General features: G+C 63.1%; 13 protein-coding genes and 2 pseudogenes. 1 reads left to right on the forward strand and 14 read right to left on the reverse strand.

Annotated elements, in window-relative coordinates:
- Positions 1-2 precede the first annotated feature (2 nt).
- The 10 genes and pseudogenes from ACZ899_RS25740 to ACZ899_RS25785 all read right to left on the reverse strand — a co-directional run.
- The gene (locus ACZ899_RS25740; protein ID WP_234560220.1) at positions 3-596 is read right to left on the reverse strand and encodes a TetR/AcrR family transcriptional regulator; all 594 of its coding nucleotides are present in this window, start codon (positions 594-596) and stop codon (positions 3-5) included.
- A gap of 117 nt (positions 597-713) precedes the next feature.
- Positions 714-1,724, reverse strand: a complete 1,011-nt coding sequence (locus ACZ899_RS25745; RefSeq protein ID WP_234560221.1) for an alpha/beta fold hydrolase — start codon at positions 1,722-1,724, stop codon at positions 714-716.
- Between the two features lie 70 nt (positions 1,725-1,794).
- On the reverse strand, positions 1,795-4,149 hold the full coding sequence (locus ACZ899_RS25750) for a membrane-bound PQQ-dependent dehydrogenase, glucose/quinate/shikimate family (protein WP_234560222.1): 2,355 nt from the start codon (positions 4,147-4,149) through the stop codon (positions 1,795-1,797).
- Between the two features lie 195 nt (positions 4,150-4,344).
- Positions 4,345-5,565, reverse strand: coding sequence for an MFS transporter (locus ACZ899_RS25755; RefSeq protein WP_234560223.1), 1,221 nt, complete (start codon positions 5,563-5,565; stop codon positions 4,345-4,347).
- 211 nt (positions 5,566-5,776) lie between these two features.
- Positions 5,777-6,490 carry a 4'-phosphopantetheinyl transferase family protein gene (locus tag ACZ899_RS25760; protein ID WP_234560224.1) on the reverse strand — a complete coding sequence of 238 codons (714 nt, stop codon included), beginning with the start codon at positions 6,488-6,490 and terminating at the stop codon, positions 5,777-5,779.
- Positions 6,487-8,181 carry an aldehyde dehydrogenase family protein gene (locus ACZ899_RS25765; protein WP_234560225.1) on the reverse strand — a complete coding sequence of 565 codons (1,695 nt, stop codon included), beginning with the start codon at positions 8,179-8,181 and terminating at the stop codon, positions 6,487-6,489. The genes ACZ899_RS25760 and ACZ899_RS25765 overlap by 4 nt, the downstream gene beginning before the upstream one ends.
- On the reverse strand, positions 8,178-9,059 hold the full coding sequence (locus ACZ899_RS25770) for an SDR family oxidoreductase (RefSeq protein WP_234560226.1): 882 nt from the start codon (positions 9,057-9,059) through the stop codon (positions 8,178-8,180). The genes ACZ899_RS25765 and ACZ899_RS25770 overlap by 4 nt, the downstream gene beginning before the upstream one ends.
- Entirely contained in the window at positions 9,056-10,264 is a 1,209-nt protein-coding gene (locus tag ACZ899_RS25775; protein ID WP_485627945.1) for an FAD-dependent monooxygenase, read from the reverse strand. The genes ACZ899_RS25770 and ACZ899_RS25775 overlap by 4 nt, the downstream gene beginning before the upstream one ends.
- Entirely contained in the window at positions 10,261-14,823 is a 4,563-nt protein-coding gene (locus ACZ899_RS25780; RefSeq protein WP_485628019.1) for an amino acid adenylation domain-containing protein, read from the reverse strand. The genes ACZ899_RS25775 and ACZ899_RS25780 overlap by 4 nt, the downstream gene beginning before the upstream one ends.
- Positions 14,824-14,827: 4 nt before the next feature.
- A pseudogene (locus ACZ899_RS25785) lies at positions 14,828-17,428 on the reverse strand (amino acid adenylation domain-containing protein); the annotation flags it as partial.
- Between the two features lie 267 nt (positions 17,429-17,695).
- Here ACZ899_RS25785 and ACZ899_RS25790 point away from each other — a divergent pair.
- Positions 17,696-18,316 carry a TetR family transcriptional regulator gene (locus tag ACZ899_RS25790; RefSeq protein WP_234560229.1) on the forward strand — a complete coding sequence of 207 codons (621 nt, stop codon included), beginning with the start codon at positions 17,696-17,698 and terminating at the stop codon, positions 18,314-18,316.
- Between the two features lie 370 nt (positions 18,317-18,686).
- Here ACZ899_RS25790 and ACZ899_RS25795 read toward each other — a convergent pair.
- The 4 genes and pseudogenes from ACZ899_RS25795 to ACZ899_RS25810 all read right to left on the reverse strand — a co-directional run bounded on the left by ACZ899_RS25795 (position 18,687) and on the right by ACZ899_RS25810 (position 24,930).
- Positions 18,687-19,790: pseudogene (locus ACZ899_RS25795) on the reverse strand (carbohydrate porin).
- Complete coding sequence (locus tag ACZ899_RS25800; protein ID WP_234560230.1) at positions 19,783-21,069, reverse strand: NAD(P)/FAD-dependent oxidoreductase; 1,287 nt, start codon at positions 21,067-21,069, stop codon at positions 19,783-19,785. Before ACZ899_RS25800 ends, ACZ899_RS25795 begins: the two are co-directional and overlap by 8 nt.
- A gap of 53 nt (positions 21,070-21,122) precedes the next feature.
- The gene (locus ACZ899_RS25805; protein WP_442799867.1) at positions 21,123-22,676 is read right to left on the reverse strand and encodes an amino acid permease; all 1,554 of its coding nucleotides are present in this window, start codon (positions 22,674-22,676) and stop codon (positions 21,123-21,125) included.
- Between the two features lie 484 nt (positions 22,677-23,160).
- Positions 23,161-24,930 carry a phosphoethanolamine transferase CptA gene (locus ACZ899_RS25810; protein ID WP_234560232.1) on the reverse strand — a complete coding sequence of 590 codons (1,770 nt, stop codon included), beginning with the start codon at positions 24,928-24,930 and terminating at the stop codon, positions 23,161-23,163.
- Between the last annotated feature and the right edge of the window lie 764 nt (positions 24,931-25,694).

Genomic DNA, 25,694 nt, shown 5'->3' on the forward strand with positions numbered 1-25,694 from the left:
AGTCAGGCGTGTGGTTTGAGCAACAACCCGGCGAGCAGTAGGTCTAGCGCGGCCACGCTTTCCGTGAGTCGCGGCATGCCGTCGTCGGTCTCGGCGATCCAAAAGGCCGCCTCAGCCAGGCTGCCATAAATCAGCGCGGCCAGTGCTTGTGGATTGACAGGGGCTACGATCCCCTGGCGAATCAAGTTGGCAACCAGCAGTTGCATCGAGTCCACGCAATAGCGCTGCGCGTCTGGCGATGCCCCTCCCAGAATTGCGCGGGCGTCGCGCAATACGATTCGCTGGATGGGCGGTTCCGTTGCCATCTCCAGATAGGCGCGGCAACGCTTGCAGAAACCCTCCCAAGCATCGTCCGCGGTGTCGGTGATCGCACGCAGGCGTGCGTCCATTTCCGCATCCAGCTGCTCGACCACCGCCGCCAACAGCCCTTGCTTGTCGCCGAAGTGGTGGTACAGCGCCCCTCGGGTGAGTTGCACCTGGGCTGTCAGGTCGTCCATCGATGTCTGCGCGTACCCGCGCTCACTGAACATCTTGCGCGCTATCGCCAGGAGTGTGGCGCGGGTTTCTTCCATTTCGGCACGGGTACGGCGGGCCATCAGGCATTTCCTTTTTCAGAAGGGACAGGGCGGTGAACAACTGCCGCCACTGACGTGATCCGTGCATTTTCCGGTGCCGGGTTTGCAGAGACAAGTCCAGCGCCGTAGTGGGTCGCATCAGCGCGCGAGCAGCTCGCCGATGGCCCTCTCGATGGCCTGGGTATCCCTGTCATTCAAGCCTTCACCGGCAACGTGTCCCCAGTCGGACTCGAGCACGCGCAATTCGGCCCGGGCGATGCTCCTGGCTTCCTGCTCGGCATCCTGCACCGGGAAATACATATCGCTGGAGGAGGGCATGATAAGGGTCTGGGCCTTGATCGATGCCAGCGCTTTGTCGATATCTCCCTGGTAACGGGCATTGGCGCTGATGTCGGCATGCTGACCGGTCCATAGCTGGGCGAGCAGGTTGTTTGCGTCGCGCTTGAGGAACCAGCCTTCCCAGAAGTCGATCAGGAAGTCTTCGATCGACGCATAACCCAGCACCCGTTGATCCAGGCGTTCGCGATAGAACGCCTGGGAGAATCCCCAGCCCGCGTAGATCCGTGCCGCCACGCGCAGGCCGCGATGCGGGGGCTGTGCGTAGAATCCTTCCTTGAAGTCAGGGTCGAGCTCAATCGCCGCGCGCACGCTGTCGAAGAACACATGGAAGTGTCGCGAGGTCCGCGCTGCGCTTTGGAAGGTGAACAGCCGTTCCACCTGCTCAGGATAGGCCGCCGCCCATTCGAACGCTTGGGAGCCCCCCAGAGACCAGCCGATTGCCAGCCTGATCCGATTGATCCCGAATTTCTCGGTCAGCAGGCGGTGTTGCTGAATCACGTTGTCATGCACCGTGATGCGCGGAAAGCGATTGCCGTTCTGTGGTGCCGGAGTGTTGCTGGGCGAGCTCGACAGACCATTGCCGAAGGCATCAGGCACGATTATGAAGTACTTGCATGGGTCAAGCGCCCGACCTTCGCCGATTAGCCAGGCGGTATCGTCGTGGGTGGCAGCGAACGAGGTCGGGTAGATGATGACGTTGTCCTTCGCAGCGTTGAGCTTGCCGTAGGTCTGGTAAGCGAGCTTGGCCTGGCGCAGACAGCGGCCGGACTGCAACTGGATGTCACCTAGTTCGAAGATTTCGTGGGGCATGGAGTTTTCTCTTGGTCGGAGCGAATAGCGGTTGATGATCTAGGGCCAGATGATCGACCCCTGCAGTCAATCAAGGCAGTCGATAGGCGATTACGTAATCGCCACGTGTTTTGCCTGGGCCTTGCGCGCCACCTGCCGTGACAACAACGTACTGGCGTCCGGTGCTGTTTCCCTGGTAGCTGATCGGGGTCGCTTGGCTGCCCACCGGCAGGCGGCTTTTCCACAGCACCTGGCCAGTGCGGCTGTCCATTGCCCGCAGGTAGTAGTCCATGGAGCCCGAAAAGAAGACCAGGCCTCCTTGGGTCACCAACGGCCCGCCCATGGTCGGCATGCCAATCGGCATAGGTAGACCGGGAACGCCGCCGGGCAGAGTGGTGTCCTCTGTGCTTCCCATGGGGACTTGCCAGACGATCTGTCCCGACTTGAGATCGATGGCGGTCAGGGTGCCGTAGGGGGGGGCGGTGCACGGCAAGCCGAGCGGTGAGGTGAACATGCCGTGGATGACGCCGAACGGCGCGCCGCGCTGCTCGGCATAGTTGCCTGAAGCCCCTGTTGGGTTGTAGCCGGCAGCCATGGCTTGCTCGTGCTTGATGAACTGTGCCCAGTGGGCGATACGGATATCATTGACCACCAGCAGGCCAGAAGCCTCGTCGATCGCGCCACCGCCCCAGTTGATACCGCCGTAGTAGCCGGGGTACATGAGTGTTCGGCGAGTGCTGAGTGGAGTGAAGTCGCCGACGTAGTGCATGCGCTTGAACTGGATGCGGCAATACAGTTGGTCGAGAGCCGTCATTCCCCACATGCCTTGCTCGGTCAGTGGCGAATACCCGAGTGATACGCTGGAGTAAGGTTGCGTCGGCGCCGGTTGTTGGCCAGGTGGCGCGCCTTCGGCGCTGACACTGCGCGTCTCGATCGGGAAGACAGGTCGACCGTCACGCCGGTCGAGGACAAAAACCTGGCCGGTTTTGGTAAGCACGATCACGACAGGGGTCGTGTCGCCATTTCCCGTGGGAAGATCGTGAAGGATGGGCTGCGCGGCTACGTCGTAGTCGTGCAGATCATGGTTGACGGTTCTGAAGTGCCAGCGGTCGATACCAGTCTTCACGTCGATGGCGACCACCGAGGCGTTGTACGTTTCAGACGCCTCCAAGCGATTGGCCCCCCAGAAGTCCGGCGTCTGGTTGCCGGTGGGGATATAGACCAGCCCAAGTTCAGGATCGTATGAGGCTGTTCCCCAGAAGTTCGGGGTCTGGTCCGGATAGGTTTCGCCTGGCGGCAGTGGCTGCCCGCGTTTCGGTGCGGCTGGATCCCAGGCCCAGATCAGCTTACCGCTGCGTACGTCCCAGCCGCGCACCACGCCCGAAGGTTCGCCGCTCGCGGCCCAGTCTTGCATGCGTGCGCCAGTGACGATCACGTCCCCAGCCACCAGCGGCGCCGAGGTAGGATAGTAGGAGTCTTTGGCCCGTTCGCTTAAGCCGTTGAGAAGGTTCACTTCGCCCTTTTCGCCGAAAGTCGGGCAGACAGTGCCGCTGTGAGCGTCCAGGGTGATCAGACGGGCATCGAGGGTCGTGAGGACTATACGTGTGTGGCAAAGTCCGCTGGCTTGCACTGAGGAGACTCCTGGCTCGCTCCAGGATGCAAGGCCGCGACACCTTTGCCACTCCTTCGATTTCACCTTTGGGTCAAAGGCCCATTTCTGCTCGCCTGTTTCGGCATCGACCGCCACTACTTTGCTGTAGGGGGTACAGATGTACAACATGTCGCCCAGTTTGATTGGCGTTCCTTGGAATGCAGCCTCGCCGCTGGGTACATCCCCTGTTCGGTATTGCCAAGCCACTTCTAGGCCAGCGACATTCGACGTATCGATCTCGCTCAACGAAGAATAACGGCTGCCACGCGTATTTTGGCCATACTGTGGCCAGTCGGGGTTGCCGCTTTCCTTGGTGTCGCTGCTCGCTGCTGCGAGCGCGTCCTGGAAAGCGGGACGCGGCGCGGCGCCAGAGTGGGGGTAAAAGCCGGCGATCGTGCCGGCCACGATCATCGCCAGCAGTACCGGCAGTGCCAGCTTGCGGACTCCACGCGACCCGGATCTGCCCTTGCCGTCCTTCAGCCGCGGGTAGAGTGTGGCTACGATGCATGCCACGACCAGAAACATCGAGACGCGCGGTACCCACTGCCAGTAGTCCAGCCTGACTTCCTGCCAGGCCCACGCCATGCTCAGGACCAGCAGCGCCATGGCAACGCCGAACGCGTAGCTGCGTTGCCACCACAGGCCAGTGGCGACTGCCGCAAGCAGCAGCCCCGCCACCAGGTAGAAGCCACTGCCACCGAGCAGCACCAGCCAGGTGCCGCCAACCAGCATCGCCAGGCCGAGCAGTGCCAGGCAGGCCCCGGCTATGCGCATCAACATCCGTGTACCACTCATTGCGGCCATCTCCCTAGCCATTCAGAAACCGACACGGGTACATACCGGCCGCCCGTACGGCCCGCCATGACAGCGCAGTTAGGTGAAGCGCAACCCATTCTTCCCAAGCAGGTGCGACCAAGCCTGCGCCTTGTGCGGGAGCGTGATCGTTCAGGGGAGCGAACGCCCGGGCGTGGAACCGCCCGGGCAAATCTTTCATTTTGCGGCGTTGGCCTGCGCGGACAGGTCTTGCTGCTTCTGCCCGGAAATGCCCATGCCCAAGGCCAACAGCAGCCCTAGCGCGGCAAGGCCGGCGGCCAGCCACAACGTGGTGGGCAGGCCGAGGATATCCACGGTCTGTCCACCGGCCCATGAGCCCAGCGAGATACCGACGTTGAATACACCGACATAAAGCGCGGTGGCGACCTCCACGGCCTTCGGCGCGGCTTTCATCATCCAGGTCATCAGACCCACCGACACACCGCCGTAGGCCAAACCCCAGGCAATAAGTACCACGGCGCCGCCAACTGGCGTGTCGCCGACTGTCAGGAACAGTATCGGCGTCAGCAACAGGCCCAGGGCGATGGTGGTCAAGGTCAGTGTGGTGCGCCGCGCCGCACTGATGCCAGCCAGGAAATTACCAATGATACCGGCGATACCGTAGGTGAATAGCAAGGCGCCGATCCATTGCGGGTCGAAACCGGACACCGACAGCAACAGTGGGCGAACGAAGGTGAATGCCATGAAGTGCCCGGCCACCAGCAACAGGGTCAACAGCAAGCCGGCCTGTACGCCGCGGTTGGCGAACTGCGCGACGAACTGGCGCACGGTAACCGAACTGTGCACCGGCAGGGACGGAATCACAGCCAGGTGAATCAACAGAACCACGCCACTGAGTATGGCCATGCTGCCAAACGCCCAACGCCAGCCGGCAAACTCTCCGATCAGCGCCCCCAGCGGCACGCCGAGCACGGAGGCTGCCGCCACGCCGCCGAAGATGATTGAGGTGGCCAAGCCGATCGAGTGCCCAGGGACGAGTCGCGCGGCCAGGCCGCCCGCGATGGCCCAGACGCCACCCATGCAGAAACCGACCAACACCCGTGCGGCTAGCATCCAGGCCATGCTCGTGGCCATCGCCGAGGCAACGTTGGCGATCACCAGCAGGCCCAGCAAACCACACAGAATCCAGCGCCGGTCGAGGTTGCCTGCCGCAATCACGACCAGCGGCGCGAAGATGGCCGCCAGCAGTGCCGGCAAGGTGATCATGAGGCCTGCGCTACCGGTAGTGGTGCCCAGTGCCTCGGCGATGGTCGTGAGCAGGCCGACCGGCAGCATTTCAGTCGTTACCACGGAGAACGTGGCAAGCCCTGCGGCTATTACCGCCAGCCAGGGGTGGCGGGCGGTCGTTGCATTGGCAGCGTTTGCAGATGAGCTCATGGTTGCAAATCCCTTGAATGATAATCAGACGTCGCCGGTTCCACGAGGTCCCCGTGGCGCCACGGATCATTGAAACTTCCCTACGGCCAAGCATGGCCGCTCACTTTAATTATACATTCAGAATGTATAAAAATAGAACGCTATCATTGACCGCTCACACCGACAATCGGTGCGTACTGTCAGGCACAGACGTTCAGCTGAATTCAGGCGGTCAACCTGTTTTTTCGAGCGGGATGATAGTTAACAAGGTGCCTTCCTCCATTGCCCAGAAACCATGGAAGTTATGGCCATCGGCAAAGTACTCGCTCAACCGCTCGGAGCGCAGGGTCAACACGAAGTGGCCCTGATTATCCCAAATAACGAGTTCTGCCTCGCTCATCTCCAAATCGACATGGCACAGAGGAAACAACGCCTTGTATAAAGACTCCTTGGCACTGAAGCATAAGTAAAAGAACTGCAGCGCCGGAATGCCTTCCATGTTCTGGAAACGTTTGTGCTCCTCCGGGCGCATAACGTGCGCGGCCAGAGCCCCCAACTCGGGGTGCCAGATGACTTCCTCGATGTCGATACCCACGCCGATGAAACAGGCGGCATCGGCCGCGCATGCTAGCGCCTGGCTCCGGTTGTGCGAGATGGATCCTACGGCTCCCGCTGGAAACAGGGCATAACGGTACGGCCGCGCGATCGGCAGCCAGTCGTCGAGGAGGCCAAGCGCTGTGAGTGCGGCCGCGGCGCACACCCGGCCGCCGGCGAACTCGCGGCGCCGCAGCGGCAGTGCCTGGCCCAGCCAGCGACTGTCCATGAGCACCGCGTCACACGGCGGCTCGTAACCGTCGAGGGGCAGGGCGAACATCGCCAGGCCAGGCAGCGCCTTCTGTCGGAACGGCCACATGGGCGTCGGTTGGGCCACGGTCCGGCAGTTCACAACAGCTTCCTCTGCTCGGTCACACGCAGGCGGGCATGGTAGAACGCAGGCGCGCCATAGGTGACGTTCGCCGCCGCTCCTGTGCTGCCTCCGTGGATGTCGGTGAACACCGCGCATTGGCTGATGTAGAAGTTCTTGCTGAAGTTGATCGACAACAGCACGCCCATCTCCTGGGATACCTGGCGCAGGGCATGCTCCACCCCTGAATCGAGGGTATAGAGGCCCAGGCCGAGCGCGCCGTGGTGTTGGCCAACCTCGCGCAGTTCGGCGAGCAGGGCGCGCAGGTCGGGTTTCTGAATGATGAACGAAACCGGCCCGCGTATTTCCCGGGCGTAGTGATCGACGCTGCTGGCAAACCCCTGGCGGACGGCGATCACCGAAGGCGTGACGATGCAGGCCTGTGGATAGTCGGGGTCGTGCACCTCCTCGGCATGACGCAGCACCCTGGCGAAGCGCGCTGTTTCACAGGCTCGGATTTCGCTCAGGCTCGTCGGTGCCACCAGGGCCCCCAGCAGTTCGCGTGGGCTGGAGAAGCGCCCGAGCACCTGGTCGATCCGTGCGACCAGGTCGCGTTCGAACTGCTCAACCGGTACCACGCCGTCGACCAGGCCGATGCCCTCGGGCAGCACATACAAGGTCTGCGGTGACGTGCACAGCTGCGCGGAATAGGAGCACAGGCCAAAGGCCAGATTGTCGAGCATGCCGTCGTAGTCTGCCGTCGAATGCAGTACCACCGCCGTCTGCGCGCTCTGTTGGGTCATGACCTGCGCCTGCCACGCATGCTGACGCAGCCAGCCGCCGAATTCAGCGCCGCCCATGTAGTCGATCAGGCGCACGTCGGGGTGCAGCGCGGCTTGTCGATAGGCAGCCAGCTCATCGCTGTAGAACAGGTTGACGATATCGTGCGGTACACCCGCCTGCGCGCATGCGGCCTTGATTGTCTTGATGGTCAGGGCCATCGGCAGCACGGCATTGCCATGGGGGACGACAATTGCCGCGCAGCCCGCCGCGAGGGAAGCGAACAACCCAGGGTAGGCGCCCCAGGTCGGTACCACCTGGCCCGCGAAGACCAGCGACAGCCCCGTGGGCATGGCCGCGAAGTCCCGTGACAGTGCTTGTCGCTCTCCTTGCCCCACCACCAGTGGCGCTTCGAACTGGCAGGTCAGTTCGCGAGACACTGCCAGCACACCGGCAACCGACTCCAGCGCGCGAGCCTGGGCATGCACGGCGTTGGCGTGGAAGCCCATGAACAGGCCATGTCCACTGGTATGCATGCCGACATGGGCGAACAGGAAGGTGTCGGCATGCAACCTCGCGATCACCTCGCAGAGCAAAGCGCTGCGCAGTTCGACGTCGACCTGGCGCCACTTGCGCATGGCCTTGTCCGCCTTGCTCGCCAGCACCTCGAATTCTTCGACCCGGTAGCTGATGCCCAGGTCGAAGCCGTATGGCGAGCGCTCGGCGCCAGCCCAGCGCGCCTGGCCCCCGGACGGTGGCTCGGGTTCGATGTGCAATGGCGCGCCCAGCAGACGCTTGAAACGGTAGGCGCCTTGTTCGACCTGTGCGTTGTCGTAGTCGACCATCTCATCGGAATAGGGTTGGTAAGGCTGGCGTGTGCGCGTCGCTTCGACCGCCTGGCGCAGCATGGCGGCATGCTGCGCCTGCCATGCCTTGAGCTTGCGCGCATTCATGGCGCGTCGCTCGTTTGCGCAACCTCGGCAAAGGCTTGCGCTGTTGGCATCTGGGCGATGAACAGCGCGTCAAGATCGCCGGTGCTCAGGGTTCGCGCCATCTGGACGAATTCGGCGGCATCGGCGCCGACGCAGTAGTGGGTGTCCGGGCTGGCGCTGCTGAGCACGGCGAGAATGGTGCGGGCGAAATCCGTTTCGCTGGTGCTGGCCTGGCTCGCCAGCGCCTCGCTCTGCTCGAGGAAGGTGCTGAACGACGGTCCGTAGATCTTCCGGGTCTCGCCGTCGGCCTGGGCCAGCACCTGCTGCCCGGTGCTGCTGAACTTGCCCCAGATCGGCGTATTGATCGCACCGGGCTGGACCACGCTGACGCTGACCCCGGAGTGTGCCAGCTCACGACGAAGGGCATCGCTGAAGGCCATCTTGGCGAACTGGGCGATGGAATAGGCGCCCAGGTAGGGCACCGCGATACTGCCCAGGCCCGACGTGACGTTGACGATCCGGCCACCGCTGCGGCGCAGATGCGGCAAGGCCGCCTGGGTGACCAGCAGCTGGCCGATCACGTTGGTGTCCAGCTGGCGCCGCAGTTCCTCGGCGCTCAGCAGTTCCAGGGGGCTGGGCACGCAGATCCCGGCGTTGTTCACCAAGCCCCACAACGGCTGTTCGGCGCAGGCCTGGTCGATACGTTCGAACGCGGCAGCGACCGAAACACTGCAGCTGACATCCAGGCTGATCGGCTCGATACCTTCGACATTGGCGAATACGCCCTCGATGTTGCGTGCCGCGGCGAAGACGCGAAAGCCGTTGTCCGCCAGCATCAGGGCGGCGGCATGGCCCAGGCCGCTGGAGGCGCCAGTAACGAGTACGGTTTTCTTGCTCATGACAGTTCCTTGTCTGGTGATGGCTGGATTACTGGCTCAGCACGGCGCGGTCGTCGAACAGCAGCGAGGCCTGCAAGCGCTCGCGCATGCTGTTGGCCGGCGCCAGCAGCATGCCGATGTCGCGTTTCAGGCGTGGAACGAAGCGATCGTATTGCTCCACTTCGCTCAGCGCCGCGCGAGGCATCGACGATGGTCCGGGCCCGGGGCTGACGGAGGGTCTGGTAACGCCCCAGGGCGGCTACGGGATCGGCTCCGTCCGCGAGCACATGCCCCAGCACCGCGGCATCCTCGATCGACAGCCCGGCGCCCTGACCGAGGCTGGTCAGCATCGGATGGGCGGCATCGCCAAGCAGTGTCACGCGCCCTTGCGACCAGGTGTCCGGGAACGAGCGGTCCTTGGCATCGACGGTGATAATCGACTCGCTCGGTGTGCTGTGGATGATGTCTGCGACGATCGGCGGCCAGCCGCTGTAGACCTTGGCGACATCCGCGCTCGATCCTTGCCAGCACTGGGCCTGATGGTTGGGCATGTTGGCCGTGCCCCACCAGTAGACCCAGCCACCACCGATATCGATGATGCCGACCCGCTTGCCCTTGCCCCAGTAGTGCACGACATAGCCTGGGGTGATCTGTGGATGGCTGTACTTCACCAGCGCCAGCCAGCAGATGTATCCAGCCTCCTGGACCACGCTGTGCACCCCCATGGCCTGGCGTACGGGGGAGTGGTAGCCATCGGCGCCCACCAGGATGTCGCCGCGCTCGATGCTGCCGTCCTCGAAGCGCACCTGCACCTCGTCATCCTGCTGAGTGAAGTCCATGAAGCGCTTGCCCAGGTGGATCGGTGTTTCGCCCAGCTTGTCCAGCAATGCCTGCTGCAGTTGCTGGCGCGAGATGCAGACGCTCGGCGCACCCTGCGCCTCGGCGATCTCCTGGAACGGCAGGCGCTTGAGCAGCAACCCGGAACTGTGGCGAATCTCGAAGTTCAGGATCGGTGCGCCGTAGCGCTCCAGGCCCAGGTCGATATCCAGCAACTTCTTCATGGCCGCGCTCGCGTTCGACATGACCGACAGGCCCGATCCGGATGCACGCAGCGTCTGCGACTTCTCGAACAGCCTGACCGCCCAGCCCGCCTTCTTCAAGGCGATGCCGGCGGACAGCCCGCCGATACCGGTGCCGATGATCAGTGCGACAGGTTTATCGCTCATTGCTCGTTCCCTCGTTGAATTTCATCCATGATTGCCTTGACCAGAGGCCCGACATAGGGCTCCTCCATGATGGTCAGATGGTCACCGTCGACCTCTACCAGGCGTACCTTGCCAGAGGTCTTGCCGGTCCAGCCATTGAGCGGGTCGTTGTACTCGCTGCGAATGGTGTCGTGCATATCCCGCAGAATCCTTGGCAGTGGCTCGCGGGCACGCACCAGGGTGATGTCCAGGGCCGGGCGCTTGGACTGGTAGTTGTACTCCGTGGCCGCATCCCAGTTGTTGCGATACACCGCGAACAACCGCTGCATCACGGCCTTGGTGCTGCCCTCGGGGATTGCGCCGATCGAGATCGCGTGGTCGGTGATGAAGTCGAAGCGCTCCTGCAGGCTTTCGATATGAGCCGGTACCAGTTGCACGGGGAGCTCCGAACCACGCGACGTCCATAGCAGTTCCCAGAAGAACCAGCTGAGCAGGCCGTCGTCACTGGCCTTGCCCTTGGCCTGGTCGCTCAGTGCCATGGTGTCGAGCACCAGCACGTTGTCCACCTGCTCGCCGGCAGCGATCAGCTGGTTGGCGATCTCGAACGCGACGAAGCCGCCATACGACCAGCCACCGATCAGGTACGGCCCCTGCGGCTGGACGGCGCGCATAGAGGCGATGTACAAGGCCGCCTGCGCCTCGACGCTGGGAATCGGCTGCGAGCCCAGGTCCACCCCGGACGCCTGTAGGGCATACAACGGTTGGTCTTCCGGCAAGTGCGGCAGCATCCGCAGATAGGACAGGATGTTGCCGCCCATGGGGTGGACCAGGAACAGTGGCTTGCGAAGGCCCGTTCGACGCAGCGGCACCAGAGGGTCGAACTTGAATTCGCCGCCGTGGCGTTCGATCAGCAGCGCCAGTTTCTCCATGGTCGGGGCGCTGACGAACGCTGACAGTGGCACGTTGATCCCGTACAGCTTCTCCACCAGCACCACCAGGCGCATGGCCGTCAGTGAGGTGGCTCCACAGTCGAAGATGCTCTGCTCGGGAGCGATGCGCGGGATCTTCAGCAGCTCGGCCGCCAGCTGGCACAGCCGCGCTTCGTACTCGCCCTGCGCCTCGCGGTAGTCCTGGCCGTTGTCCACCTGCAACGGCAGCGCGCGCAGGGCGGCGTCGTCGCGTTTGCCGCTGGGGGTGGTGGGCATGCGTTCGATGGCCACGATATGGGTCGGTACCATGTAGGCGGGTAACTGTCCGGCGAGTTCGCCGCGCAATGCGTCCAGATGCTCGGGCCGCTGTGCCGCCTGGCCCACCAGATAGGCGACCAGGTAGGCATCGAGCTGGTCGCGCGGGCGAGCGATCACCGCCACTTCGACCGGCGCGCCAAGGGCCTGGAAGAAACCGAGTATCTTCAGTTCGATCTCCGAAGGTTCCACCCGATAGCCGCGCACTTTCACCTGGCTGTCGTTGCGGCCCAGGCTGATGACGTCCCCCCCCAGCGAGCGGATGCCGATGTCGCCGGTACGGTAATAGACACGGCCGGGCACATGGGGCTGCGCGACAAACTTCTCGGCGCTCATTTCCGGCGCGCGATGGTAGCCGGTGGCCAATGCCTGGCCGTACACGCAGATCTCCCCTGGCACGCCATCCGGCTGGACCTCGCCCGCGCTGTCGAGGATGAGCAGGCCGACGCCGTCGATCGGCCGCCCGATCGGTGGCAGCGTCGGGAAATGCTGTGGGTCGCCGCTCATGGTGAAGCGGGTGACCACGTGGGTCTCGGTCGGGCCGTACTGATTCTCCAGCAGGCTGGCCGGCAGTCGTTTCATCAGCGCGCGAATCTCCGGCGTGACGCGCAACTGCTCACCGGATGAACCGACCACCCGCAGGCGGCCTGGGTACAGGTCGAGGGTGGCGGCGGTCTCGGCCAGTTGCTGCAGCGCCACGTAAGGCAGGAAGACCCGCTCCACGGCATGTTCGTCAAGGTAGCGCAGCAGGACCGCCGGATTGCGGCGCTCGGCCTCGCCGATCACGTGCAGGGTGGCACCGGCGCTGAGCGTCGCGAAGATCTCCTGGAACGACACGTCGAAGCTCAGCGGCGCATACTGCAGGGTCGATGCCACGGCGCCACTGCCCGTCCGGTTCTGCCAGTCCACCAGGTTGCCCAGCCCACGGTGGGGCATGGTCACGCCCTTGGGGGTGCCGGTGGAGCCGGAGGTAAACAGGATGTAGGCCGGATCCTGGGCTTCGATCGATGCGACCTGGGTCCAGGGCGCGAGCCCAGCGGGGACGGCTGCGTCGAGCGCCAGGCGGGGCACCAGGTCGGGCAGCCCGTCGACATCGGCCATGGTGACCAGCAGCTTCGGCGTGGCCATGCGCAGGATCAGCTCGATGCGGTGAGCGGGGTAAGCCAGGTCGATCGGCAGGCACACCGCGCCCACGGCGCTGATCGCAACGACCGTGGCAATCTGCTCGAACGATCGGGGCAGGGCCACACCGATCACATCCCCCTGGGCCACACCTTGCTCGACCAGGCGCGCGGCCAGCGTCTCCACCGAGCGCCACAGCTTGGCATAGTCCCACTGTTCGCCGGCGCTCGCCAGCGCAATGGCCTGCGGCGCGCGACGTGCCGCCGCGGCGATGCGTTGCGGCACCGCCTCGAACGTCTCCTCGCGGCTTGCGCCGAGCCACTGGCCAGCCTGGGAAATCGCTCGTCCCACGCCCACGGCTGCCTGCGGGGTATGGGCCATGCCCGCCAGCGCCTGGTTGAACAACCCGGCATACACCTGCGCCTGTTCGCGGGCATAGCGGGAGGCGTCCATGTCGACGCGCACGCTCACCCCCTCGCCGGAGAAATCACGCATCACGTTGGCCAGGATGGCAAAGCTGGTTTCTTCCAGCGGGTCGAACTCGCTGATGTGGATACCGGCCTTGTCCAGCACGTCGTGCAGGACATGGAAGTGGATGTAGTTGAAGGCGGTGCCCAGGGTCACCGACGGGCTGTCTTCCTGGATGACGCTCAGCGGCAAGCGACGGTGCTTGTGGCTGCGCTTTTCGAGCAGGTGCAGACGCTCAACGAACGCCTGCCAGCTGCCCTCCAGTTCGGCACGCAGCGGCAGGGTGTTGAGGAACAGGCCCAGGATATGTTCCGAATGCTCGATTTCCGGCCGCGCGTGGGTTACCACGCCGGTGGTCACCTCGGGCAGGCCGCTCATGGCGCCGATCGCCAGGCAGTGGGCAGCCAGGTAGTACAGCTTGATCGGCAGGTGCGCAGCGCGGGCCGCCCGCGCCAGGGCGGCGTCCAGCTGCCTGTCGATCTCGAAGCGGTAGGAGAACACGCCGGATGCCGGCGCATCGAGGTGACCGGCGAGGCCGACCGGCAAGGTATTGCCCGCGCCTTCGAGGTAACCGCGCCAGTACTGACGGTGCTCTTCGCCGCTCATGGCGTTGCGTTCGTCCTCGACGAACAGCGACGGGTTGGGCAGCGCTTGCGGCGGGTATTGCAAGTCAGGGCGGCCGCCGTTGGCATAGGCCAGCAGTAGTTCGCGCATCAGGTTGGCCACGCTGCCGCCATCGAGGATCGCGTGGTGGAAGCTCAGGATCAGGTCGATGCCGCCTGCCGGCGCGTCCGGGAACACCGTTATGTTGAACAGCGGCCCCTCAGCGAATCGATAGTCGTGGCAGGCCCATGCCTGCATGTGCCGGGCTATCTCGAGTTCATGCCGCCCTGGTGCGCAGGTGGCCACCGCCATCACGTCATCCACGGGCAACGACTTGCCGATCAGTTGCAGCGGGCGACCAAGATCGTTGAGGTTGAAGCGTGTGCGCAGTGCCGGGTGACGCTCGATCACACCGGCCAAAGCCAGGCGCATGGCGGCTTCATTCCAGGCACAGTCGAGGCTGTAGCGGAACACGTCCTTGTAGGTCCTGGCCCGTTGGGTCTCACGGCTGTGAAACAGCAGGCCCAGCTGCAACTGCGAAATCGGGTAGGCGTCGACGCAGGTCTCGCCCAGCCGCTTGCGCTCCACCTCGCTCACCAGGGCGAATGGCGCCAGCGCCTGGCGCGCATGGACGGCGCCATGGGCATGCTGCTCGAGCAGCTGCGCAAGGGTCTCGAGCATGGTGTGTTCAGCCAGCGTGGACAGGTCGATCTCGTAGCCATGGCGCTCCAGCTCGGAGCGCACCTTGAGCATCAGGATGGAGTCGCCGCCGAGTGAGTAGAAGTCGTCATCGCAGGCGATGTCCTGCTGGCCGAGAATTCTGCGCCAGATATCGGCAACCAGTGCCTGATGCTCGCCGTGCAATTGCGTCGGTGCGGTGACCGTCTCGCCGACGGTTACCTGCAAGGCCTGGGCACGGTCGAACTTGCCGTTGGGGGTAAGCGGCATATGTTCCAGGGCCACGAAGCGCGCCGGGACCATGAAGGCGGGGAGGGTGGAGGCCAGTTGTCGGCGCAGAGCGCGTTCGTCCAGGGGCTGGCGGCTCACGTAGACGGCGACCAGGTGCTTGCCACGCACTTCATCGTCTTCCACCAGTACTTCGGCATTGAGGATCTGCGCCTGGGCCAGCATGGCGCTCTTGATTTCACCCAGCTCGATTCGGTTGCCACGAATCTTCACCTGCCCGTCCATGCGTCCCAGGTACAGGATCGAGCCGTCCTCGGCCCAGCAGGCCAGGTCGCCGGAGCGGTACCAGCGGCGGTTGTCATGGGTGTCGGTGATGAAGCGCTCGGCAGTCAGCTCGGCGCGGTTGAGATAGCCGCGAGCCAGCTGCACGCCGCCGATCTGCAACTCGCCTGGAATACCAATCGGCTGGCGCACGCCGTGCTGCGAGACGATACGGATCGAGGTGTTGTTGATGGGGTAGCCGATGGGCACCGCGTCGATATCGTTCGGGGCGCCCAGGTCGAGCTCGTAGTAGGTCACATCGACCGTCGCCTCTGTCGGCCCGTACAGGTTGATCAGCCGCGGCGCAGGGGCGCCCTTGCGGAACAACGCGCGGAAGCGATTGACCACCGCCGGGCTGAGCGCCTCGCCGCTGGTGAACAGGCAACGCAGGCTGCGAACCGAATCCATCAGCCGGCGATCGTCCAGCAAGGCCTGGACATAAGGTTCGAGCATCGATGGCACGAAATGGGCGATCGTCACATCCTGCTGGCGAATTGCCTCGATCAAGGCCCTGGGGTCCCGTTGCGCGCCGGGTGCCAGCAGCGCCACGCTGGCGCCGGTCATGCTCCACCAGAACAGTTCCCAGACCGAAACGTCGAACGAGACCGGCGTCTTCTGCAGGATGACGTCGCTGCTGTCCAAGGGGTGGGCCTGCTGCATCCACTCCAGCCGGTTGACCACGCTGTGATGCTCGATCACCACACCTTTTGGGCGGCCCGTGGAGCCGGAGGTATAGATGACGTAAGCCGGATCGCGAGGCCGTGCCTTGCTGGTGCCGGCGCCGGAGGACGGGCGCTCGGTGGACACCGCATCGATGTCGAACCAGCCGGGGATCGTCATGGGCGATGACTTGCGGCAGATCGGAAATGATCCGCTTCGCCTGGCTGTCTTCAAGCATGTACTGAATGCGGTCCTGCGGGTACTCGCTGTCGATCGGCAGGTACGCCGCGCCGGTCTTCAGCACGCCGAAGATCGCGGCGAGCATGCGCGGCGAACGCGCCAGCGACACCGCGACAATGTCGCCACGGCCAACGCCGCAGTCTTCTAGTGCCACGGCCACTGCAGAGGCCCAGGCATCGAGCTGGGCATAGCTGAGTACCTCGCCATCATGCGAAACCACGGCCTTTTGCCCGGGATGACGGGCTGTGGTGGTTTCGAACAACGACATTAAGGTTTCTTGCTCCTGGTACGGTACGCACGGGCCATCCTCGAAGCGCGCCAGGGTCTCGGCCTGATCTTGGGTCAGCAGGTTCATGGCCGCCACAGGCTGGTCAAGATGGTCCCTGAAGCATTCGACCAGTAGCATGAACGTATCGAGGAACTCGGTGGCGCAACGTTCATTGGCGAACGCGCTGCTGTTCAGGCACACCTCGCCACACACTTCGGCGCAATCGCCGTAGGTGTGAAGATGGATCGCCACGGCATCCTGCTCATGCACGTGGGCGATGCTGCGCAGGTCATCCACCCCCAGGCCGTCGATGTTGTGAGCCGGGTAGCGCAGGTAGGAAATAGTGGCGTCGAACAGTTGCCGTGGCTGACCCGAGCGAGCCAGTGCCGACACCAGCCGACCATACGGCAGCGACTGGTGTTTCTGAAGGCACGCCGCCTCGTGCTTGATCGCGTTGGCGATCTCGCGGAAGGTCTGCTGCTCGGTGACTTCGACCGCGAGCGCCAGGGTGTTGGCGCGCTGTTCGATGTCGGTGATGCTATCGCTGTCGCGGTTGAGGAACGGCACACCGATGAAAAACCGCTCGCTGCCGTACTGGCAGGACAGCAGCACGGCCAGCGCCGCCGAGACGCTCATGAACGGCGTGATACCGCCCTCCAGCGCATGTTGCACATCGGCCGCGGCCAGTCGGAACGCGCGGCGATAGGTCCGTGCAGTGGAGCAGCTGGCACCGGTCTTGGCGAACAGCATCGGCACCGTCTCACCGTGACGGCCAGCCAGTTGCTCGATGGCTTGGTCGTACTCGGCGGGCGCGAGCGATGCTGTGCTGCCGGCATGCCGCGCAGCCTGACGTAGCCGATGACTGTCGCCATCGCACGCATCGAGAATCTTGCGAGCCAGTACGTCCAGCGCCCAGCTGTCAGCCACCATGTGATGGGCGCGCAGCATCAGCCAGGTGTGATCCGGCGACTGACCCAGGGTGACGTTGACCAGCGGTTCGCCGGACAGGTCCCAGACCTTGCGCGCCCACTCCTCGAAGAAGGCTTGCGCGCCGGCCTGATCGACGAATTCGAACTGCTCTACGACGCACGGCCCGGCCTGCAGCAGCGCTTCGGCGAGCCCTTCGCGCTCGATGTGCAGGCGGGTGCACACAGGGTTGTCCTGCATCACCTGGTGGGCGGACTGGCGCAGCGTTTCCAGGCCCACCGCCCGCGGCAGACGCAGACTCAGTGCCACTGTGAATTGATGGTTCGGCAGCCCACGTTGCGCTTCCACCCAGACATCAAGGGCGAAGGGGCTCAATGACACCGATTCGTGGAGGGCCGGATTGCTGGCATTGATCGCGACGTTCATGAATAACCCTAACTCCCTTTAGATGGTTGATTCCTACGGAGGACTGCACCGTGTAGCTCCCTTGCCCAGCAAATCCGCCGGGTTGATCCGGCTCGCTTCCTGAGATCGCGCGAATAATGTCGCTCACTGACAATTTGTGTCAAGAGGCATATTTTCTTTAGTGATATTTAATAAAATTGCGCGAATGTCATAAAGGGGAAATAATGTTCAATTGTCCAAAGGTCTTAGACCGAATGCGGGGGAGCGGGTGTGCCGGGAAAAGAGGAAGTGGGTCGTCGCGAACGGAAGAAGCTGCAACTGCGTGAAGCGCTCATAACCGCGGCTTATGAGCTCTTTGCCGTGAAAGGTTTCGATGAGACCCGCGTCGAAGACATCACGGAGAAGGTCGACGTGTCCACGCGTACCTTCTTTCGCTATTTCGCTTCCAAGGAGGATGTGGTGCTCGACTACCAGGAGGCCGAGCATCAGGACTTCATGACCGCCTTGTCGAAGAGGCCCCCTCACGAGCCCGCGCTGACTGCCCTGCACCATGCGGCGGTCGAGGTGGTCCGCGGGTGTGAGAACGGATCGTACGGTTTCAACGCGGATCGCTTCATGACGCTGCAGGAGTTGCTGCGCAGCCACCCGTTGGTCAGGGCCAAGAACCTTCAGAATTGCGTCGGCAAGCGTGACTCGGTCGTCGCGCTGATCGCCCGGCGAATGGGCACGGATCCGGCGCAGGACATTCGCCCGAATGTGCTTGTCTGGGCCTTGGACTATGCGCACGTCGCGGCTCACGACCTATGGAAGAGGAACGCTTCGGCGGCTTATTCAGATTTGCTCGATGAGATTTTTCGAATCATCGAACAAGGTTTGAATTTTCCGGTGTGTGATGATGGACGGGAGTAAGCGTCCGCCCAACTCACCTTGCTACGGACGCCTTGCCGACCTCTACATACCTAGTGTCCTGTCTCGGAAATACGTTCTCTATTGGCGAGTGGCTTGGGTGTTCGGGCAAGGCGCCACGACGAGTCATAGCAGGGCTATGGCGAGGAGTGGCAACGCAGGCCGGGCGCCCAAGACGCCGCCAAAAGTGAACAGCTTATTTCCGAGACAGGACACTAGACCCAGAAATGCACATCCTTACCCTGGAGTTCGCTTCGCGTCACGTACCCAAGGCAGGAGTCGCATGCGGTAGTTCCGCACATTCGGATCTGTGCAGGGGGCGGCAGGCAACTGCCGTTCCTGCCGCGACCTTCCATTATCGGCTGGCAAGTGGTTAAAACGTTGCTTTGACCTGTAGACCCACGACCAGGGCATTACCGTTTCTCTTTCCGGAAAATGCGCCGGGTTCGATGTAGTACTGCAAGTCCGGTCGAAGAAGTAGTCAGGGCGTCACCTGTGCGCCGTAGTTCAGTTCAAGTACTTGTTCACCGTAATCGAGGCTGGCGATCATATGGGCCTCGTCGAGGCTGGGTGCCTTGGCTTGTTGCACGTCCCGCATGCGCGGGTTGGGCACGGCGCGGCCATACCCCAGCGAAATGGTGTCATTCGCACGGCTCGCGAAGGGTTTTTTCTTGACCAGCCCTACCGAATACCAACGGCGCATCGGCGAGGTCGCAGCGTTGCTGGTGGCCGCTTGGCCAAACAGGCGCAGCATGTTGGCAGGGTCTTGCGCGTCCCGCCAGATGGCTTGATCCACCAGCATGTATGCGCCGGTACGTCCGCTGCTTTTGCCATCACTGCCGATTTTCGGGTAGTCAGAGCTATCGTAATACCAGCCTGCCTTGTACTGGCCGTTCAGAAAGGCGTTGTTATTGATGATCGCCTCCACAGGCATGATCGCCCCGGTACTGCCGTTGATGGGCATGGCGAAGGCCTTGGACGAACGCATGTTGTAGTCCGGATTGACCTGGAACAATGCGGTTTGCAGTGTCAGCGAAGGGGTGGCGTTGTAGCGCAACCGACCACCCCAGTGTGCCGTTGGGTAGTTGCCCCAGCCGCTACCGCTGGCCATTGTCAGCGGGTGGGCGCAAAAGCCGGCACTGACGAAGTTGGCCAGGATCGGCATGCCGCCGAAGTCGGTACCCATCACCATGAAGCCGATCTTCGAGGAAAGGTCTGGCGAGAACAGATTGCGCTCATAGCTGAGCTCGGTCAGCCGGGTGTACTCGCCACCATAAATCTCCTGCGCCGACATGCGATTGCCGAGCAGATCTTCCGTGGCGGAGTGCCCACGGCGGTCATTGATGAGCACCTGCACCTGTCCTGCATCCGGGCTATCGAGCAGTTTTTCCAGATCAAACCGGGTGCCGAGGCGTATCTGCTGCGCGTAACGGGTACCGCGTTTGAGGCCACCGCGCAGGTGAGATGGCTTACCGATTCAGCCGCCGGGCATCGAAGGCATCGCGCGCCTGGTAGGCGGTATAGGTGGCTTGCGCAGCCACCAGGCCGGCCAGGCCAAAGGTGCGGTCGAGGCCGAACTGGCTGAAACCGCTCGGGATCGGCAGGCGGCGGGCGATGGCGTCCGCCAGCACTTCGCCGGCGACCGTGGTCGGCGCCATGCCATGGCCGCCGAAGCCGACCGCGTGCCAGATGCCGTTACCGTCCTGGCCGATCTGCGCCATCTGGTGGCGCCCATAGCTCATCAGGCCGCCCCAGGAATACTCCAGCTCCACGTCCTCGAGTTGCGGGTAGACGCTTGCCAGGTCGGCCTTGAGCAGCTTGGCGATGGCCTGCGGCCCGCGATCGAGGATGGATATGCGTCCACCCCAGAGGATCCGGGTGTCTTTCAGTGGACGGTAGTAATCGAAGGCGAAGCGTGTGTCGTAGATGGCCGACTGGCAGTTGATGGTCTCCGACAGGCGATCGCCCAATGGTGGGGTGGTCACCACGTAGGTGGCGATCGGCAGAACGGCGCGTTCGATTGGGGCGTAGACGCCGCGGGCATAGCCGCCTGCGCTGAACACCACCTCCTCGGCATGGACTTCGCCCTGGCCGGTGCGCACGATGTAGCCGCCGGCCGTCTTCTCGATGCCGGTCACCGGCGACTGCTCAAAGATCGTCACCCCGGCCTGGGACGCGGCCTGGGCGAGGCCGCAGACGTACTTGAGCGGGTGGAAGTGGAAGGCGTTGCGCTCCAGCAACCCGCCGTAATAGCGCTCGGTCCTGAGCTGTTCCTTCAGCTCGCCGGGTGCGATGTATTCCCAGTCGACGCCATAGGCCTGCTTCATCAGCTGGCGCGGTTTCTCCAGGCGCGACGGGTCGTTGAACCAGTTGGCGAGGATCACGCCCTGGTCGACCAGGTCGCAGTCGATGGTGTAGCGGCGGGTGCGTTCGCGGATCAGGTCGACGGCGTCGAGTGTCAGTCGATACAGCTTGCGGGCCTCATGGGCGCCCAGCGCCGACAGCAGGTCGGCGTTGCCGAGGCTGTAGCCGCCGAAGACAAAGCCGCCGTTGCGTCCCGAGGCGCCATGGCCGACACGTTGCGACTCGAGGAGCGTCACATCGCTCACCCCGCGCTCGGCCAGCCCTATCGCGGTCGACAGACCGGCCAGGCCGCCACCGAGGATGCATACGCGGGTATCGGTGCGGCCGCTTTGGGCGGGGTAGAAGGTTCTGCTGGCGGTGGCTTCGTAGTAGGAGTCGAAGGTGCTGTTCATCAGGGTCCCGGAGCAGTGATGGGCGGACCGGGGCGAGTCCGCCAATGGAGTGTTCAGGCGGGCTGCTGGCTGGTCGCGAGCGCATCGCCGGCGGGCTCTGCCTTGCTGCGTTGGGTCTTGCGCATCTCGATACTGGAGAAGTCCATTTCCCTGTAGCGCACCACCCTGGAGCCTGTGACCAGCTTGTGGCCGAACCAGACCACTACGAACAGCACCAGGCCGACGTAGGTGGCGAAGGCGCCGATCCAGTCGATCTGCCCGCCGATGAACGCCTGGTAGTTCTGTCCGAGCATCACCACCATGCACAGGCCGAAGGCGAACAGTGGGCCGAACGGGAAGTACTTCGACACATACGGCAGTTTCGCCAGGTCGTTGCCATGGAACAGGTAGCCGCGGCGGAAGCGGTAATGGCTGATCGCGATACCCAGCCAGGCGATGAAGCCAAGCATGCCGGAGGTGTTCAGTAGCCACAGGTAGAGCTTGCCGGGGCTGAACAGGAAGCTCAGCAGGCACAGGCCGGCGACTGCGGCGGTGGCCAGCAGCGCCCAGACCGGCGTGCCGCTGCGAGTTACCCTGGCGAAGATGGCCGGCGCCTTGCGCTCCAGCGCCAGGCTGTAGAGCATGCGCGAGGAGGCGTACATGCCCGAGTTGCCGGCGGACAGCACCGAGGTCAGGATCACCGCGTTCATCACGGCGGCGGCGGCAAGCATGTCGGCCTTGGTGAAGATCAGGGTGAACGGGCTGATGGTGACGTCCGACAGTCCGTCCTTGAGCAGTCGTGGGTCGGTGTAGGGGATCAGCAGGCCGATCACGACGATGGTCAGCACGTAGAACAGCAGGATGCGCCAGAAGATCTGGCGTACGGCCTTGGGAATGTTGCGCCCCGGGTTTTCCGTTTCGCCAGCAGCGATGCCCACGAACTCGGTGCCCTGGAACGAGAAGCCGACGATCATCGCCACGCCGATCAGCGCCGGCAGGCCGCCGGCGATGGGCGCGTCGCCGATCTGCCAGAGGTGGGCGCCGCCGTCCTGGCCGCCTTCGAGGATGCCCAGCAGCATCAGCACGCCCACGGCGATGAAGATGATGATGGTGATGACCTTGATCAGGGCGAACCAGAACTCGGCCTCGCCGAAGAAGCGCACCGAGGCGACGTTGAGGGCGAACAGCAGCACCAGGAAGGCCGCGCTCCAGATCACCCCGGGCGTGTCCGGGAACCAGTAGAGCATGATGATCTGCACGGCCACCAGGTCCACGGCGATGGTCACGGCCCAGGAGTACCAATAGTTCCAGCCCAGGGCGAAGCCGAAGCTTTCTTCCACGTAGCGCGAGGCATAGGTGGAGAACGAGCCGCTGACCGGCATGCACGCGGCCATTTCGCCGAGGCTGGTCATCAGGAAGTACACCATCAGGCCGATCACCGCGAAGGCCAGCAGCGCGCCGCCGGGGCCGGACTGGGCGATGGTGGCGCCGGAGGAGACGAACAGGCCGGTGCCGATGGAGCCGCCGATGGCGATCATGTTCAGGTGGCGGCTGGTGAGCGTGCGTTTGAGGTGTCCGGAAGGCGGGGTTGCGGCAGTCAAACTTGCATTGTTGTTCGAATGGGTCATGGGCAACCTATTGGATCTGCATTCGGGTGAGTTGTTGTTTTTGTTGTGATCTGACCACTTCCAGTTGCAGGTGACGGGCGCGGGCTGTGCGCCGGTCGGCCGGCGGCTTCTCCAGTGCCGCGGCGGTCGCGATTGCATTGATTGAAATCAGTATTGGCGTTGAAAGGCGTTCTCAACAAACGACAATTAGTTGCTACATCATTCCTTTTTGGAATGTTTAATTTCGTCGTTTTGATTGTGTGCCTAAGCGGTTGTTTGCACGTGTTCATTTGAATTGCCCATGATTACTGGGGTGTATTGACGTCATTCTGGAGTGGAATATTGTCGTTTTGTAATTGTCATGAAATGTACGAAACAATATGGCAGAAATTTATTCATCATTGATGCAGCAAAAAACCGATACCTGGGGGCCAGATATCGGTTCTTGGGGGCGTGTCCCTTCAAGCGGAGGGACTGGTGTGAGGGGTGGCCTTGTCGCGGGCCGTCAGCCTTCGTCAGGGCGAACCGTGCTGCTGCTGGCGGTCCGCTGTTGCTGTTTCGCCAGGGTGTCGGGCAGGTTGTCGAACGCGTGCAGCCCGTTTTTCGCGTACGGGTCGCCGATCCAGCGTGGGCTGGCGGTGAACGCTTCGTTGACCAGGCTCTTGGCCGGCTCGTAGCGGTCGTAGCTCAGGCCCGCCAGGTCGGACAGGGTGTGGATCAGGTGTGCGCTACTATAGGGGCGGATGGCCATCGATTGCAGGTCGCGCGGGTGCGCCGCCTGCCAGCTGGGCGAGGTCCAGAGCAGGAAGGGGATGGTGTACATCGGCCGGGTCGGGGCGGCCTCGTTGCGGCCGAGGCGATCATGATTGCCGGAGCTGTAGACGTCCTCGCCATGGTCGGAGAGGTACAGCAGGAAGCCGTTCGGTGTGCTGGCCGAATAGCGCTTGATCAGGTCGGACACGACGAAGTCGTTGTAGCGCACGGCGTTGTCATAGAAGTTGTAGGTTCGTACCTGGTCGGGGGACAGCGCCGCCGGCGCGCCGGTGTTGTCCTTGAAGTGGTCGAAACCGGCCGGATAGCGGTAGCGGTAATCCATGTGCGTGCCGAGCAGGTGGACGATGATCAGCTTCTTGCCGGCCGGGTCCTGCAGGGCTTTTTCGAAGGGCTCCAGCACCACGCTGTCGTACTGGCTGGCGTTCTGGTTGCGCTGGTTGTTCAGGTAGACCGGCACGTCCGTCTGCTGCGAGAAGGTGGTGAGCATGGTGTTGCGCTTGGTCATCGTCTGCTGGTTGGTGATCCAGAAGGTCTTGTAGCCGGCCTGTTTCATCAGGTTGATCAGCGATGGATCGGTGAGGAAGCGGTCGGGGTGCTGTTGATCGCCGAAGGTGAGGATCTGCTGCATCACCTCGATGGTGTACGGGCGTGGCGAGACGACGTTGCGGAACACGGTGAGGCCCTTGTCGCGGGCGGCCAGGGCATCGAGGTTCGGTGTGGTGTCGCGGTTGTAGCCGTACAGGTGCATGTGTTCGCGGGTGGTGGACTCGCCCAGTACCAGCACCAGGGTGCGCGGCGCGTCGCCGCTGTTGTCCTTGAGGTCCTGCAGCGGCGGCAGGGCGGCATTCTGTTCCAGCAGGGCCTGCATGTTGTCGAGCTGCTGGCGGTACTGCCGGTAGCCGACCACCAGTTGCCAGGGCACCGCGGCCGCCATGCGCTGTTCGACCTTTTCCTGGGCGTCGGCGAAGCTGCGTTGCTGGGAGACCATCTGTTTGTAGAACGGGTAGCCCAGGGTCGCTGTCAGCAACAGGACGACCACCGGCAGGCGGCTGTACCGTGGCAGGGTGACCGGGCGTATGCGTCGCCACAGCAGCACGGCGATCGCGCTGTAGAGCAGCAGCCCCAGGCACAGCCAGATACTGAAGTACTGGCTGAAGTATTCCCCGGCTTCGGCGGTGTTGGACTCGAACATCACGAAGATGACGCTTTGCGAGAACTCCTGGCGGTAGATGCCGAAATAGCTCAGGCCTACCAGCGAGCTGGCCCACAACACCAGCCCGATCAGCGCGGCGAGGGGGCGGGTCAGGCGTGGCAGCAGCAGTACTGGGGCCAGCCACAGGCTGCTGAGGAACAAGGCGTCGCGAAAGCCGGCAAAGCCGGTGGTGCCGCTGAACAGCAGCAGGGCCTGGGTGACGCCGGAGAAGTACCAGAAGAACAGCAGGAGCCAGCCGAGGCCAGACCAGTCGATGGATTTGCTAGCGGGGGGAGTTGTACGGGACACGTGTGCCTCAGAGAGCGGTTGCCTGCCGGATCGGTTGGCAGGCGACGCTAAAGGGGGGAGCGTGAAAAGATCGTCAACAATTCATGAAAGTCCCGGAGAGACCGACGAGTGAGATACAAGTAACTTGCTCTTGTTGTTCGCTCTTGTTGTTCGCTCTTGTTGTTCGCTCTTGTAGTTGCTGTTTGCTTTTGCTTCTAAGCGCGCGGTAGATCAGGCAACACCAATTGCGACTTCAGGAGGCCGAGCGGAGTTCTTGCGAAGGGAGGTGACGGGCATGGATGCCCGTCAAGCGCTGCGCCCCAGGATGGGGCGTTCAGCGCGGTCCTCCCGGGAGCAAGAACGGAGCGAGGGAACCCCGGAGCGAAGCGTAGGGGCCGGATGATGGAGCGAGGATTTTTTGGTTCCTTTTTGATCCTTCAAAAAGGGACCCGCCGTAAGGGCGGAAAGGTGACTATGCGTCACCATCGCAAATGAATGCGCATATAGATTTCAAAACAGACTATTTAAAAGTCAAAGTCAAAGTCAAAGTCAAAGTCAAATGCGGTCGGCGTCGGTTTTAATAGTTGTAAGTGCATTCATTTGCGATGTCGACGCATAGTCACCTTTTCGCCCTTACGGCGAGTTCCTTTTTGAAGAAGGATCAAAAAGGAACCAAAAAATCCTCGCTCCATTCATCCGGCCCTACGCTTCGCTCCGGGTACCCTCACTCCGGCCTTGCTCCCGGGAGGGCCGCGCTGCAGGGCCCATCCTGGGCCCCAGCGCTT

It is taken from the genome of Pseudomonas sp. TE31087, assembly GCF_057284075.1.

Coding starts and splice junctions, on each gene's coding strand:
- ACZ899_RS25740 (WP_234560220.1), bottom strand. CDS start 596: ATGGCCCGCCGTACCCGTGCCGAAATGGAAGAAACCCGCGCCACACTC.
- ACZ899_RS25745 (WP_234560221.1), bottom strand. CDS start 1,724: ATGCCCCACGAAATCTTCGAACTAGGTGACATCCAGTTGCAGTCCGGC.
- ACZ899_RS25750 (WP_234560222.1), bottom strand. CDS start 4,149: ATGAGTGGTACACGGATGTTGATGCGCATAGCCGGGGCCTGCCTGGCA.
- ACZ899_RS25755 (WP_234560223.1), bottom strand. CDS start 5,565: ATGAGCTCATCTGCAAACGCTGCCAATGCAACGACCGCCCGCCACCCC.
- ACZ899_RS25765 (WP_234560225.1), bottom strand. CDS start 8,181: ATGAATGCGCGCAAGCTCAAGGCATGGCAGGCGCAGCATGCCGCCATG.
- ACZ899_RS25770 (WP_234560226.1), bottom strand. CDS start 9,059: ATGAGCAAGAAAACCGTACTCGTTACTGGCGCCTCCAGCGGCCTGGGC.
- ACZ899_RS25775 (WP_485627945.1), bottom strand. CDS start 10,264: ATGAGCGATAAACCTGTCGCACTGATCATCGGCACCGGTATCGGCGGG.
- ACZ899_RS25800 (WP_234560230.1), bottom strand. CDS start 21,069: ATGAACAGCACCTTCGACTCCTACTACGAAGCCACCGCCAGCAGAACC.
- ACZ899_RS25805 (WP_442799867.1), bottom strand. CDS start 22,676: ATGACCCATTCGAACAACAATGCAAGTTTGACTGCCGCAACCCCGCCT.